This window comes from Pseudomonas sp. LBUM1662 (assembly GCF_059695915.1).
Genome location: NZ_CP166793.1, coordinates 1,617,261 through 1,631,121 on the forward strand (window position 1 = coordinate 1,617,261; position 13,861 = coordinate 1,631,121).

General features: G+C 59.9%; 13 protein-coding genes. 10 read left to right on the top strand and 3 right to left on the bottom strand.

Annotation, left to right across the window (positions count from 1 at the left end; translation table 11 throughout):
• Nucleotide 1 precedes the first annotated feature (1 nt).
• From ACA049_RS07240 to ACA049_RS07250, 3 genes are read left to right on the top strand one after another with little or no spacing between them, the layout of a single operon-like run.
• Entirely contained in the window at nt 2-829 is an 828-nt protein-coding gene (locus ACA049_RS07240) for an ABC transporter permease (protein WP_497334247.1), read from the top strand.
• 2 nt (nt 830-831) lie between these two features.
• Nucleotides 832-2,487 (top strand): ABC transporter ATP-binding protein, encoded by a 1,656-nt coding sequence (locus tag ACA049_RS07245; protein WP_497334249.1) that lies wholly within the window; start codon nt 832-834, stop codon nt 2,485-2,487.
• A 9-nt stretch (nt 2,488-2,496) separates the two neighbouring features.
• On the top strand, nt 2,497-3,201 hold the full coding sequence (locus tag ACA049_RS07250) for an NAD(P)H-dependent oxidoreductase (protein ID WP_497334251.1): 705 nt from the start codon (nt 2,497-2,499) through the stop codon (nt 3,199-3,201).
• A gap of 190 nt (nt 3,202-3,391) precedes the next feature.
• On the opposite strand, the gene ACA049_RS07255 is transcribed toward ACA049_RS07250, so the two are convergent.
• The gene (locus tag ACA049_RS07255; protein ID WP_010462174.1) at nt 3,392-3,583 is read right to left on the bottom strand and encodes a YegP family protein; all 192 of its coding nucleotides are present in this window, start codon (nt 3,581-3,583) and stop codon (nt 3,392-3,394) included.
• Nucleotides 3,584-3,860: 277 nt separating this feature from the next.
• On the opposite strand from ACA049_RS07255, the gene ACA049_RS07260 reads away from it, so the two are divergent.
• From ACA049_RS07260 to ACA049_RS07285, 6 genes are all read left to right on the top strand, one after another.
• Nucleotides 3,861-4,829 carry a glycosyltransferase family 2 protein gene (locus ACA049_RS07260; protein WP_497334253.1) on the top strand — a complete coding sequence of 323 codons (969 nt, stop codon included), beginning with the start codon at nt 3,861-3,863 and terminating at the stop codon, nt 4,827-4,829.
• Between the two features lie 3 nt (nt 4,830-4,832).
• Nucleotides 4,833-5,543, top strand: a complete 711-nt coding sequence (locus tag ACA049_RS07265) for a class I SAM-dependent methyltransferase (RefSeq protein WP_497334255.1) — start codon at nt 4,833-4,835, stop codon at nt 5,541-5,543.
• On the top strand, nt 5,540-5,926 hold the full coding sequence (locus ACA049_RS07270) for a GtrA family protein (RefSeq protein ID WP_497334257.1): 387 nt from the start codon (nt 5,540-5,542) through the stop codon (nt 5,924-5,926). Before ACA049_RS07265 ends, ACA049_RS07270 begins: the two co-directional genes overlap by 4 nt.
• On the top strand, nt 5,923-8,037 hold the full coding sequence (locus ACA049_RS07275) for a DUF6311 domain-containing protein (protein WP_497334259.1): 2,115 nt from the start codon (nt 5,923-5,925) through the stop codon (nt 8,035-8,037). Before ACA049_RS07270 ends, ACA049_RS07275 begins: the two co-directional genes overlap by 4 nt.
• Nucleotides 8,038-8,109: 72 nt before the next feature.
• A complete protein-coding gene (locus tag ACA049_RS07280) occupies nt 8,110-9,036 on the top strand; it encodes a LysR family transcriptional regulator (protein ID WP_497334261.1) in 927 nt (308 codons plus the stop codon).
• A gap of 57 nt (nt 9,037-9,093) precedes the next feature.
• The gene (locus ACA049_RS07285) at nt 9,094-9,459 is read left to right on the top strand and encodes a 5-carboxymethyl-2-hydroxymuconate Delta-isomerase (RefSeq protein WP_497334263.1); all 366 of its coding nucleotides are present in this window, start codon (nt 9,094-9,096) and stop codon (nt 9,457-9,459) included.
• 3 nt (nt 9,460-9,462) lie between these two features.
• Here ACA049_RS07285 and ACA049_RS07290 read toward each other — a convergent pair whose 3' ends face one another.
• The gene (locus ACA049_RS07290; protein ID WP_497334265.1) at nt 9,463-10,398 is read right to left on the bottom strand and encodes a LysR family transcriptional regulator; all 936 of its coding nucleotides are present in this window, start codon (nt 10,396-10,398) and stop codon (nt 9,463-9,465) included.
• Between the two features lie 205 nt (nt 10,399-10,603).
• Complete coding sequence (locus tag ACA049_RS07295) at nt 10,604-11,797, bottom strand: cyanate transporter (protein WP_497334267.1); 1,194 nt, start codon at nt 11,795-11,797, stop codon at nt 10,604-10,606.
• A 519-nt stretch (nt 11,798-12,316) separates the two neighbouring features.
• Here ACA049_RS07295 and ACA049_RS07300 point away from each other — a divergent pair.
• Nucleotides 12,317-13,699 carry a glutamine synthetase family protein gene (locus ACA049_RS07300; RefSeq protein ID WP_497334269.1) on the top strand — a complete coding sequence of 461 codons (1,383 nt, stop codon included), beginning with the start codon at nt 12,317-12,319 and terminating at the stop codon, nt 13,697-13,699.
• Nucleotides 13,700-13,861 lie beyond the last annotated feature (162 nt).

A 13,861-nucleotide genomic window follows, 5' to 3' on the forward strand; every position in this document is an offset into this window, starting at 1 on the left:
CATGAGCCTGCTCAAACAATTGGTCCGGGCGCCGCTGAGTGCCCAGTTCGGAATGCTGGTGATCATCCTGTACATCCTCGTGGCGCTGTTCGCCCCGGTGCTGGCGCCATATGGCGAAACGCAAGTGGTGGGCGAAGGCTTCGCCCCTTGGAGTGGCCAGTTCCTGCTGGGCACCGATAACCTCGGCCGCGACATGTTCAGCCGCCTGGTCTACGGCGCGCGCAACACCTTGGGCATCGCCTTCCTGACCACGGTGCTGGCGTTCCTGCTTGGCGGCCTGAGCGGGTTGATCGCCGCGATCAAGGGCGGTTGGGTCGATCAGGGATTGTCGCGGGTCGTCGATATCCTGATGGCGATTCCGCAGCTGATCTTCGCTTTGCTGATCCTCAGCGTGGTCGGCACCACCGCGACATCGTTGGTGTTGGTGATTGCGCTGCTGGACGCCACCCGGGTGTTTCGCCTGTCGCGGGCCGTGGCGATGAACGTGGTGGTGCAAGACTTCGTCGAAGCCGCACGCTTGCGCGGTGAAGGCCTGTGGTGGCTGGTGACCCGCGAGGTATTGCCCAACGCTGCCGCGCCGCTGATTGCCGAATTCGGCCTGCGCTTCTGTTTCGTGTTTTTGTTCATCAGTGCGCTGTCGTTTCTCGGCCTGGGCATTCAACCGCCCACCGCCGACTGGGGCAGCATGGTCCGCGACAACGCGGTGCTGATTACTTTCGGCGATGTCAGCCCCTTGCTGCCCGCCCTGGCCGTGGCGTTGATCACGGTCAGCGTCAACTTCGTCGTCGACTGGATGCTGCATAAATCCAGCGGCCTCAAGGAGTGCTGAACATGACTGCGATAAAAAACGAAAAGCCGCTGCTGGACATCCGCGACCTGCACATCGAAGGCCATTACGAAGACGCCTGGCACCCGTTGATCAAAGGCATTGATCTGACCCTGCAACGCGGCGAAGTGCTGGGGCTGATCGGCGAGTCGGGGGCCGGCAAGTCGACCCTCGGCCTCGCCGCCATGGGCTACACCCGCGATGGCTGCCGGATCACCGGCGGCTCGGTGCAGTTCGATGGCATCGACCTGCTGCACGCCAAACCCGAAGCACTGCGTAAACTGCGTGGCCTGCGGATCGCCTATGTGGCACAAAGCGCTGCGGCGTCGTTCAACCCGGCTCATCGCTTGATTGATCAACACGTGGAAACCGCCGTTAAAAACGGTGGCATGAGCCGCGCCCAGGCGATGGCGGAAGCGGTGGAATTGTATCGGGTGCTGCGCTTGCCCAATCCGGAACAGATCGGCCAGCGTTACCCGCATCAGGTGTCCGGCGGGCAGTTGCAACGGGTCATGACCGCCATGGCCATGGCGTGCCATCCCGACCTGATCATCTTCGACGAACCGACCACCGCCCTCGACGTCACCACCCAGATTGAAGTGCTGGCGGCCATTCGCGATGCGGTGGCGACCTACGGCAGCGCGGCGATCTACATCAGCCACGACCTGGCGGTGGTCGCGCAAATGGCCGACCGGATCATGGTGCTGCGTCACGGCAAACTGGTGGAGGAAGCCGAAACCCGCAAGATGCTCGGCGATCCACAAGAGGATTACACCAAGTCGCTGTGGGCGGTGCGTAGCTTTCGTACCGAACCCAAGCCGTGCCCGCAGCAGGAAAAACCGCTGCTGGAATTGCGCAAGAGCTGCGCCAGTTATGGTCATCAACCGGTGCTGCACGATGTATCGCTGAGCCTGTATCGCGGCCAGACCCTGGCGGTGATCGGCGAGTCCGGCAGCGGCAAGAGCTCGACCGCGCGGCTGATCACCGGTTTGCTGTCGCCAACATCAGGCCAGGTGTTGTATGACGGCGAGGCGTTGCCGGCGGACTTTCGTCAGCGCAGCAAGGAGCAACTGCGGCGCATCCAGATGATCTACCAGATCCCGGATACGGCACTGAACCCGCGTCAGCGCATCGTCGACATCATCGGTCGGCCGCTGACGTTTTACCTGGGGCTCAAGGGCAAGGCGATGCGCGCACGGGTGGCCGAACTGCTGGAGATGATCGAACTCGATCCGGCGACCTTCATGGAGCGCCAACCCCGAGAGCTGTCCGGTGGGCAGAAGCAACGCGTGTGCATCGCCCGGGCGTTGGCGGCCGATCCGCAATTGATCATTTGCGACGAAGTGACCTCGGCGCTGGATCAACTGGTGGCCGAAGGCGTGCTGAAACTGCTCAACCGTATCCAGCAGCAACTGGGCGTCGCTTATCTCTTCATCACCCACGATGTCGCCACCGTCCGGGCGATTGCCGATGAGGTGCTGGTGATGCAGCGGGGCAGGGTGGTTGACCACGGCTCGCGCAGCGCCATTTTTACCCCGCCGCATCAGGATTACACCGGCCTGCTGTTTTCATCCGAACCGCAAATGGACCCCGACTGGCTCGACCGGTTGCTGGCCACGCGCGCGTTATCGTCCTCCGATTCAACACCTGTAAACGTTTAGGGGATTGCCATGAAAGTACTGATTGTCCACGCTCACCCGGAGCCAAAATCCTTTACCGCTGCACTGCGTGACCAGGCGGTGGCGACACTCGAGGCCCAGGGTCATGAGGTCCAGGTCAGCGACCTGTACGCAATGAACTGGAATCCGGTGGCCAGTGCCGATGACTTTTCTTCGCGGGAGAACCCCGAGTACCTGGTGTATGCGCTGGAGCAGCGACTGGGGGTGAAAAGCCAGTCGCTGGCGCCGGACATCCAGCAAGAACTCGACAAGCTGCTGTGGGCTGACTTGCTGATCCTGAACTTCCCGATTTTCTGGTTCTCGACCCCGGCCATACTCAAGGGCTGGATTGACCGGGTGCTGGTGTCGGGTATCTGCTACGGCGGCAAACGCTTTTACGACCAGGGCGGATTGAGCGGCAAGAAGGCGCTGGTGACGGTCACCTTGGGTGGCCGCGAGCATATGTTTGGTGATGGCGCGATTCACGGTCCGCTGCAGGACATGCTACGGCCGATCCTGCGCGGCACGCTGGCGTATGTCGGGTTTGATGTGCTGGAACCGTTTGTGGCGTGGCATGTGCCGTACATCAGTGACGAAGCGCGCAAGGATTTCCTGCAGAGTTATCAGCAGCGCCTGGAGCACCTGAGTGATGATCAGCCGATGCAGTTTCCGCGGCTGTCGCAGTTTGATGATGCGTTGTATCCGTTGCCTGGCTAAAAGTGGGCTTTTGGCCAGGGCTTGAGGGTGAACTTTCGGGCCTCTTCGCGAGCAAGCCCGCTCCCACATTGGATCTGTGGCGTTCACAAATCCCCTGTGGGAGCGGGCTTGCTCGCGAAGGGGCCAGTCAGATCAACCCAAAATACCGAAGCTGCTCATAACCTGAACAGTTTCGGCATTGGTTTTTGGTTTAGATCTCCTTCACCGGCGTTTCACCCTCAACCCCTTTGATCAACCCGATGGCATGCAGGCAATCCGCCTTGTTCACATACGATTCGCCACTGGCGATCGTCTCGTGATTCCCCGCCCTCAAGCGCCAGCGCCATTGTCCTTTCCCGGTGCTCGGCGTGCCTTTGGATTGCCTGTAAATCTCGAAATACATTCTGCTCGCTCCATGCGATGGGTAATTGCGACAACCTGTGTGACGCATCGGGGGCAAGCCTAGCGGAGCTGGCTTTTTTGGCCATCAGGCATTTGTTTCCAGGCATTTGAAAATATTTCAGCCTACGCAACCGGGTCGGCGCGAATGGCCAAAACCCCCGCAGTTTCGCCCTTGCATCACCTCCCTCGGTCCTGCTTAATACGACACGACTCATGGCGACAGTCAGCTGTCGTCGGCTTCGGATTGTAGAAAAATCACTATAAAAAAGAGCAATCAATTGACTCATCAGCACGGAACGCAACTGGCCGGGCATTTGCAGCTTTCGCTCGTGATACCGGTATTCAATGAAGCGGCGACCATCGATTTGTTCATCGCGCGGATCACTGACGTCTTCAAGGATGAGACGCTGGTCAGTCTGGAAATGGTCTTCGTCAACGACGGCAGCACCGACACCACGCTCGACCTGCTGCTGGAACGTCAACAGACCGATGCGCGCCTTCGCATCGTCGACCTGAGCCGCAATTTCGGCAAGGAAGCGGCCCTGACCGCTGGCTTGCAGACCGCCACCGGCCAAGTGGTGGTGCCGATCGATGTCGATTTGCAAGACCCGCCCGAAGTCATCCTCGACATGATCGCCCTGTGGCGTGAAGGCTATGAAGTGGTGCTGGGCCATCGTGTGAGTCGCAAGAGCGATTCCTGGGCCAAGCAGACGTCGGCCAACTGGTTCTATCGCTTGCACAACAAAATCGCCGAGCAACACCTTCCGGAAAACGTCGGCGATTTTCGCCTGATGGATCGTTGCGTGGTGGATGCCTTGCAAACCTTGCCCGAGTCCCGACGCTTCATGAAAGGCCTGTTTGCCTGGGTCGGCTTTCGCACCACTCACGTGAACTACGAGCGCCTCGAGCGGGTGGCAGGGGCGTCCAAATTCAACGGTTGGCGCTTGTGGAACTTCGCGCTGGAAGGCATCACCAGTTTCAGTACGGAACCGCTGCGCATCTGGACCTATCTGGGGCTGTTCGTCTCGCTGATCTCCTTTTCGTTCGCCATTTTTATCGTAGTGCGCACCCTGGTCTCCGGCGTCGATTTGCCGGGTTACGCCTCGCTGATGGTCGCCGTCACGTTTTTGGGCGGCCTGCAATTGATCGGCATCGGCGTGCTGGGTGAGTACCTCGGCCGGACGTACATCGAGTCAAAACGCCGCCCGGTGTATCTGGTGCGCCGTGTCTACGACCCCAAGGACTGAACCATGGATCTCAAGGAAACCGACATCCTCGGTTCGAGCATCGACCAGCATTGGTATTACGCCTCCAAAGCAGCAGCTACGACGCGAATGCTGGGCAACACGCCGCTTGAAAAGATTCTCGACGTGGGCGCAGGCTCCGGGTTCTTTTCCCACCATTTGCTGACGCATTCCTCGGCCCGTGAAGCGTGGTGCGTCGACATCAGTTACGACGCGGATTCGGACGCCACCACCGCCGGTAAACCGGTGCACTACCGTCGCGATATCGACGCGGTGGACGCCGATCTGGTGTTGCTGATGGACGTGCTGGAACATGTCGATGACGACGTCGGGTTGCTCAAGGCCTACGTCGATAAAGTCCCCTCCGGCAGCCGTTTCCTGATGACAGTGCCAGCGTTCCAGTTTCTCTGGAGCGGGCACGATGACTTCCTCGAACACAAGCGCCGCTACACCTTGCCGCAGCTGGAGACGGTGGCTCGGGCGGCCGGTTTGACCGTGAAGCAGGGCGCTTACTACTTCGGCCTGGTGTTTCCGATTGCCGCCACCCTGCGGTTACTGCCCAAAGGGGCGCAACCGTCGCCACCGCGTTCGCAACTCAAGCAGCACCACCCGCTGGTGAATACGATCTTGAAGACGCTGTGCAGCGTCGAGCTGCCGTTCATGGGCGCGAATCGTCTGGCAGGGCTGACGGTATTTGTCCTGGCGCAGAAGCCGTGACGTCAGCCGAAAAATCCGCCTTGATCCAGCGTGGCCTGCGCTTTGCCGTGACCGGGTTGTTTGTCACGGCCCTGCATGCGCTGGTGGCCGTGTTGTTCATCCATTACGTATTGCCTCTGCCACCCTTGGCCAATGGCGCGGCGTTTGCCGTGGCGACGGTGGTGTCTTACCTGATCAATACCACCTGGAGCTTTTCTGCCCGCTTGCACGGCCGAACGCTGCTGCGCTTCATGATGGTTTCCGTTGCCGGTTTTCTGCTGGCGATGCTGGTGGCCTGGGCCGCACAAATGGCCGGGCTGCATTATTTGCTGGGGATCGGCGCGGTGGCGCTGACCCTTCCGGCCTTCACCTTTGTATTGCATAACTTCTGGACGTATCGATGAAGGATTTCGCTAAACGCCTGCCGCTCAACCTGGTGCCCCTGTTGATCGGTGTTGTGGCTTTTTTCATCGTTGCCGGGCCACGGGCGCTAAACCCGATGAACATTGCGTGGCTGGGCAACGGTGACCCGGCAACCCATTATCTGGGGTCGGTGTTTTTCCGGCAGTCGCCGTGGACTTTTCCCCTCGGGCTCAATCCGTCCTACGGGCTGGAGTTGAGCAATGGCATCATTTTCTCTGATTCCAATCCGCTGCTGGCCTTCCTGTTCAAACCGTTCGCCTCGCTGTTGCCGATGCCTTTTCAGTATTTTGGCCTCTGGCTCCTGACCTGCTTCGTCCTGCAGGCGTGGTTCGCCTGGAAACTGGTCGGGCTGATTTCTTCGCACGTCGGTATACGGGCCGTGAGTACGGCGTTGTTCCTTTTTGTTCCGCCGATGCTCATGCGCATGCCCTTTCATTTGTCCCTGGGCGGGCATTTCCTGGTGCTGGCCTCGTTGTACCTGGGGCTGCATCCGCAACTGCAGCGTCGACATCTGGCCTGGGGGGCGCTGCTGGCGGCCGCCGCGTTGGTTCATGCTTACTTTCTGGCAATGGTGGCAGTGATCTGGATCGCCAATCTCGCTGCCGTTTGGTCCAGGAAAGAACTGACGCTACGGTCGGCGTTAGTCGAATTCATTGCGCTGTTTTCGCTGGTCAGCTTTTGCTGTTGGCAGGCCGGGTATTTTTCGGTGGGCGGCGACAGCGCGATATCCGATGGTTTTGGCCTGTACGCCATGAACCTGCTGTCACTGTTCGATTCAGGGAACTGGTCCTATTTGTTGAAGGATCTGCCCGGTATTCAAGGGTTCGGTGACGGCGAAGGGTTTGTCTTCCTCGGACTTGGGCTGATCACGCTGGGCATCTGTGCCGTGGTCGGTTTGCTTCAAGGTCATACCGGCTTCAGGCAACAGCTGAAACGGCGCCCGTTTCTACTGTTGGCGTTGCTGGGGCTGACTGTTTTCGCGATATCAAACCATGTGGCTATGGGCTTGCTGGAGTTCACCTATCCGCTGCCGCCGGTGGTGATTTCCATCGCCAACATCTTCCGCGCCTCGGGCCGGATGTTCTGGCCGGTGTACTACGCGATTATCTTCGCCATCATTTTCCTGGTGATTCGCGCCAATACACCCCGCACCGCTGTGAGCCTGCTGTCACTGGCGCTACTGATCCAGGTGCTGGACACTCACGCCGGCTGGGCGGTGGTTCGCAAACAATTGATGGTTGAACCGGCTTCGAAATGGGCATCGCCCATGGTCGATCCCTTCTGGGAAAGTGCTGCGGCGCATTACCGGAATATTCGATGGATTGTTCCGCAGAATCTCTCCCCGCACTGGATGGCGGTGGCTGATTTTGCCGGCGCCCATGGCATGGCAACGAATGCGGTTTACCTTGGGCGAATGGACACTGCCAATTGGAAACGCGCCGACCGGGAGACGGCAGGTTTAATGGCATCTGGAAAGTACGATGCCGACACTTTGTACTTGCTGGATGAACGTGCGCTGCTTCAGGCCGTGATGAACGTCGATACCTCAAAGGATCTGTTTACCCGGATTGACGGCTTCACGGTGTTGGCTCCGGGCTGGAAGCAGTGCAGCGAGTGCCTGCAGGCGGCCCCGCAGATCAACCCGCTGGAGCTGGTTCCGTCCGTTGAACCCGGACAAAAAACGCCATTCAGCTACGGCAGCAAGGGCAGGGCGCTGCTGGCCAAGGGGTGGTCCGATTCCGAACTCTGGGGCACCTGGTCCGAAGGTGCCAGCGCTGAAGTCATGTTCCGGGCGCCGGCGCCCGTGCATTCCTTGCGTCTGGAGACCACGGCGTTTTTACCTCCTGGACATGCTCGACAGGGTGTCGTCATCAGTATCAACGGCCTGCCGGCATTGAATGCCCAACTTGAGCAGGCCGACGGCAACGTTATTGATGTGCGCCTCACAACCGAGATGCAAGAGCGGGTATCGCGCCAGGGTGTGTTGAGTTTGCAATTGCAGTTCGCCGACGCGGTCAGCCCGAAACAGTTCGGAATCGGCGAGGACGCTCGACAACTCGCGCTCGGGTTGAAGACCTTGACGGTCAATTGAGGGAAGGCGCCCGTAGACGCCCCCGTCGCGCCTTTCTACACTGCCTGAAGTGTCGGGGAACGGGGGTAATGAATGAATCGCAACGAACTGCGCAAGGCTGACATCAACCTGATGGTGGTGTTCGAGACGTTGATGCTCGAGCGCAACGTCACGCGAGTGGCGGAGAAGCTGTTTCTCGGCCAGCCGACCATCAGTGCCGCGCTCAACCGCCTGCGGACGATGTTCAACGATCCGCTGTTCATTCGCGTCGGTCATCGCATGGAACCGACGGCGCGGGCCGAGGAAATCATCCTGCACCTGTCGCCGGCGCTGGATTCGCTGTCGGTGGCCTTGAGCCTGACCCACGATTTCGACCCGGCTACCAGCACCATGACCTTTCGCATCGGGCTGTCGGACGATGTCGAGTTCGGCTTGCTGCCGCCGCTGTTGCGGTCCTTGCGCCAGGAAGCGCCGAAGGTGGTGTTCGTGGTTCAGCATGTCGATTACTGGCGCATTCCCGACTTGCTGGCCTCCGGCGATATCACGGTCGGCATCAGCCAGACCCGCGGCCTGCCGGCCAATGCCAAACGCAAATTGCTGCGGCACATCCAGCCGAGCATCCTGCGCGCCGATGCTTCGGACACCCCCCTGACCCTCGATGAATATTGCGCCCGCCCGCATGTGTTGGTGTCGCACACGGCCAACGTCAGTGGCTACGCCGATGAATGGCTGGCGGAGATCGGCCGTACGCGTCAGGTCGTGCTGTCGGTGCCGCAATACAGTTCGTTGCCGGCCTTGCTCGCCGGCACCGACCTGATCGCCAGCCTGCCGGATTACACGGCCGAGGCGATGGCCGCCTCAGGGCAACTGTTCAAGGAACCCTTTCCGTTCAAGACCCCGACGCTGGACTTGTCCATGGTCTGGCTCAGTCATGTCGATACCGACCCGGCCGAGCGCTGGTTGCGCTCGCGGCTGGAGGCGTTCATGAGTGAGCGCCCGGAATTGCCGCTGTCCCTATGAGTCAGACGACGCTGTGTTATATGTAGGACCTTTCTGCACACCATCAGGAATCAAACCATGCCCCACCTGCACATGGAATACACCGCCAACCTGCCCGGGCTGAACGCCGACGTGGCGTTGATCCGGCTCAACAATGCCTTGGTGGCTTCCGGTCAGTTTGCTGCGGAGTTCGACATCAAGAGCCGCGCGGTGAAGGTCGAAACCTTCAAGGTCGGCACGGCGATGGCGGAACGGGCGTTTGTGCATGTGAAGCTGGCGCTGCTGAGCGGTCGCTCGTCGCAGATCAAAAAGCAGTTGTCCGAAAGCCTGCTGGCAGTGGTGCAGGAGCTGTGTGAATGGCCGACGGGGGTTGAAGTCCAGTTGTGCGTGGAGATTCTCGACATCGATCGAGAGTCCTACACCAAGACGGCCATCGGCCACTGAGTTTCAGGCCAATTCCTGCTCGGCGCAGGCCTTGATCACTTGCTCGCGCAGCCAGGTGTTGGCGCTGTCCTGATCGACGCCTTGACTCCACAGCATGTCCAGGGTGAAACCCGGCAAGCCGTTGGGCGCTTCGCAATGATTGAAAATTGCCTCGTTGGCCAGTAATTGCTGGATGCGGCGGGGCAATGTCAGGATGAAATCCGTTCCGGTAATCATTTTCAGCGCCGCGCTGTAGCTGTTGGAGCGCGCGATTATCTGCCGTTTGTGTGCCTGTTGCGCCAGCCAGCCATCGACCATGTTGGTGGTGGATGTCCACGGCGTCGGAAACACATGCCGGCGTTCGACAAAGGCTTTCAGGCTTAAACGTGGTTCCAGTGGCGTGGCGCGTTTGTCGAAGACGCAGACCAGGTCATCCTCCAGCAACATCCGGGATTTGAAGTCGCTGTGGCTGCGATGAAAATGTGGGCCGAAACAAATCACCAGGTCGAGGCTGCCATCGCGCAGGTCCTCGCTCGGGATGTCGGTTTCGAACTTGTGCATGTTGACCATCACCGGCAGGTCGGCGAAATCGAAGCTTTTCAACAGGCGCGGCAGGATCAGTTGCTCGAAGTATTCCGGCGCGCAGATATTGAACGTCACCGGTTGCAAGGTCGGGTCGAACGCCTGGGCGCCGGCGTGGCAAAGGTTGATGCTTTCGAGGATCTTCAGCACATGGGTGTACATGGTGCTGGCTTTGAACGTGGGGCGCATCCCCGTGCGGGTATTGATGAACAACTCGTCTTCAAAACTGGTGCGCAGTTTTTTCAGGCAGTAACTCACGGTGGACTGGCTGACGCAGAGCGCCTCCGACACACCGGTGACGCTGCTTTGCTCATACACGGCGACAAACACCATGAGGTCCTGCATATCGAGCTTTCTAAGCAAGTTACTGTTAAGCATCCGTTCTGTCTCGCTGTGCTCCTTGCGCTGACTGTGCGCAAACGTGTGCGAACGATCCTAACGGAACGATGGTGCCAGGAGAATGCCCTGTAGGACGTTTCATGGTCGGTTGTGGGACAGAAAGTGTTCCGAACACGACGTGTGAAATGAATACGGGCAAACATGGCCAGAGGCCTTTACTGCTGAACGCTGATGAACAGCGTGCTCAGGCAGTGGCGGGAAATTGTTGCGAATAATGCCGCGGATTGAAGCGCAGGGCCATCAGGATCATCAGTGCCATGACAGCGGTCAGGCACCACCAGGCCCATTCGAAACTGCCCAGTTGATCGCGCACCATCCCGGCCATCAGCGGCGAGAGGCCGGCGATCAGGTAGCCGATGCCCTGCACGAAGGCTGTCAGGCCACCGGCGTGTTGCGGGTTGTCGAGGTGATCCAGCGACACAATCAGGCTCATCGGGAACAGGCCGCCGATGCCCAGTCCCAACAGGCACGGCCACAGCAGGCTGAAGTGTTGCGGGCTAAGGATCAGCCCGCAGAAACCGGCCATGATCAGCGCCAGCAACACCACCAGCACCAGGCGCCGGTCACGGCTGCGGTTGGCGATGGCTGGGGTCACCAGCCCGGACAGCACTTCCATGGCCGTCAAGAAGCCCAGCAGCAAACCGGCGTTTTGTTCGCTCCAGCCCTTTTCCACGTAGTACGGCGCCAACCAGGCCAGTACACAGGTGTAGGACGCCGTGCCCAAACCGAAGAAGATCGCGAGTAACCAGGCGCGGGAATTGGTGAAGAATGATGTGTTGCGTGGTGCTGCTGTCGTCGGCGTCGATGTCCCCGCACGCCCGACTCTCCAGAACAGCAACGCCACCAGTGCCAGCGCGGCCCAGATCGCCAACCCCACGCGCCAACTGCCGGCGCGGGTCATCACCAGGGGCGCAAAGGATGCCGCTATCGCCGCACCGCCCATGATCGACGTCACATAGAGGCCCATGCACACGGCAACGTTGTCGCCGAAGCGGGATTTGATCAGCGCCGGCATCAATGCCTGGATCAGCGCAATACCGATGCCGGCCAGCATGGCGCTGAGGATCAGTTCGATTGCCGAGTCCACGAACAACCGCGACACCGTGGCCAGGCCAATGATCAGCAGCGAGATCACCACGGTGCGCTGTTCACCCAGGCGCTGGCTGACGCTCAGGCCGAAGAACATCGCCAGCCCCATCGCCATGACCGGCAACATGGTCAGCAGCGAAGCCAGGCTGAAACTCAACGGGATGTCCCCGCGAATGGCCGACAACAACGGCCCGACTGCCGCCATCGACGGGCGCAGGTTCAGGGCCACGAGGACAATGCTGACCATCAGCCAGAGGGCAGGGCGGGAGGTTGCGCGAACGTTTTCCATCAATCGGACCTTGAATAAACAGGAGCCGATTAGGCGCGCGAGGGCGGGAGGCCGCAAATCAGATAGTCCGCAGCGGTATTTAAAAATTAAATACCTCCGTCACACCACAGTCCCCCTGTGGTGGGAGCGGGCTTGCTCGCGAAAGCGGTGTGTTAGTCGGCACATGCATTGACTGACACACCGCCTTCGCGAGCAAGCCCGCTCCCACAGGGGATATGGGGTGTTTGGGCGATTGATTGTTTAGTCTGCCCACACCCAAAGTTCTTCAAATCCCGATTTAACGACCTGACCACCCGTGTGACGCTGCTGCTCATCTGTTTTCTGCGGTTATTTCTATGGACGGTTGCCCCGTCGCACTTCCCTCTGAACTAGCCTTTTGGGCGCTCTGGCACTGCCGGCATGCGCGCCCACCGGATTCCTGCCTTTCCCGTTGATTCTTCTGACAGGTCCCGCGCTGTGCGCCGGGATCAAACCGGTAGCGCCTGTGCGTTTGCCTGACGCGGAAAAAAGAGAATTCCCATGAGTTGTGCCACGACCTCTTTCGCCACGAAGCAAGAAGCCCTGACCTTTCTCGAACAGAACCCGGATATCGAGATGTTCGAGTTGTTCATCCTCGACAACAACGGCATGCCACGGGGCAAGTTGCTGCATCGTGATGAACTGCTGGCGGTGTACGAAAGCGGTCGGCCTTTGCCGAGTACCATCCTCGGCCTGACCATCAACGGCGATGACGTGGAAAACTCAGGCCTGGTCTGGGACGTTGGCGACATCGATTGCCGGGCGTACCCGATCAGCGGCAGTCTGACGCGCATGCCGTGGCGGTTGATTCCGACGGCGGCGGTGCAGGTCAGCATGCACCCGAAGGAGGGTATGCCCGCGACAATTGCCGACCCTCGTCACTTATTGGCGAAAGTCATCGAAGGCTTGCAGGCCGACGGGTATTACCCGGTGATGGCGGCGGAGCTGGAGTTCTATTTGCTCGATCAGCAGCGCGACAGCAACGGTCGGCCGCAACCAGCGCGGGACGTCGATGGCGGGCGCCCGCGTTCGACACAGGTCTACGGCTTGCGGGAGCTGGAGCAGATCGAGCCGTTCCTGGCGGATCTCTACAGCGCCTGCAAATTGCAGGGCATTCCGGCGCGCACGGCGATCTCCGAATACGCGCCGGGGCAAGTGGAAATCACCCTCGAACACCGCACCGACGCCTTGCAGGCGATGGACGAAGCAGTGCGCTACAAGCGGCTGGTCAAAGGCGTCGCGCATAAACACGGGATGGCCGCCTGCTTCATGGCCAAACCGTTCGATGACCTGGCGGGCACCGGCATGCACATGCACGTCAGCCTGGCGGACAAGGACGGCAACAACCTGTTCGCCAGCGAATCCGCAGACGGCACGCCGCTGCTCAAACACGCAGTCGGCGGCATGCTCAGCACCTTGCTCGATTCGTTGCTGCTGTTCTGCCCGAACGCCAACTCTTACCGTCGATTCCAGACCAACAGCTACGCGCCGCTGGCGGCGACCTGGGGGGTGGACAACCGCACCGTGAGTTTGCGCGTGCCCGGCGGGCCGGCCTTCTCCCGGCACATCGAGCACCGCATCTGCGGTGCCGACGCCAACCCGTATCTGGCGGCCGCGGCGATTCTGGCCGGCATCCATCGCGGCATTCGCGAACAGCTCGACCCGGGCGCACCCGTGGAAGGCAATGGTTACGCCCAGGCCACGGAATTATTGCCAACCGATTGGCTGACCACGTTGCGGGCGCTGGAAGGTTCGACCTGGGCGCGTGAAGCATTCGGCGGTGAGTTCCTCGGCGTGTACCTGGCGGTGAAACGTGCTGAGTATCGGCAGTTCATGGGCGAGGTCGGTGAGCAGGACTGGCGTTGGTATTTGCATCAGGCCTGAACAAAAGCTGAACCATTCTCAAATAAGTTAAAAGTGTCGATCTACTACCTGAAGCCAACTAATCGTTGGCTTCTTTTTCACAAAAAATTGATGGTTGGCTGCCTAAAGTTAGTGCTGTCACGGTAAATGAAATTTTCACATTTACCGAAGGCATTTCTTTTC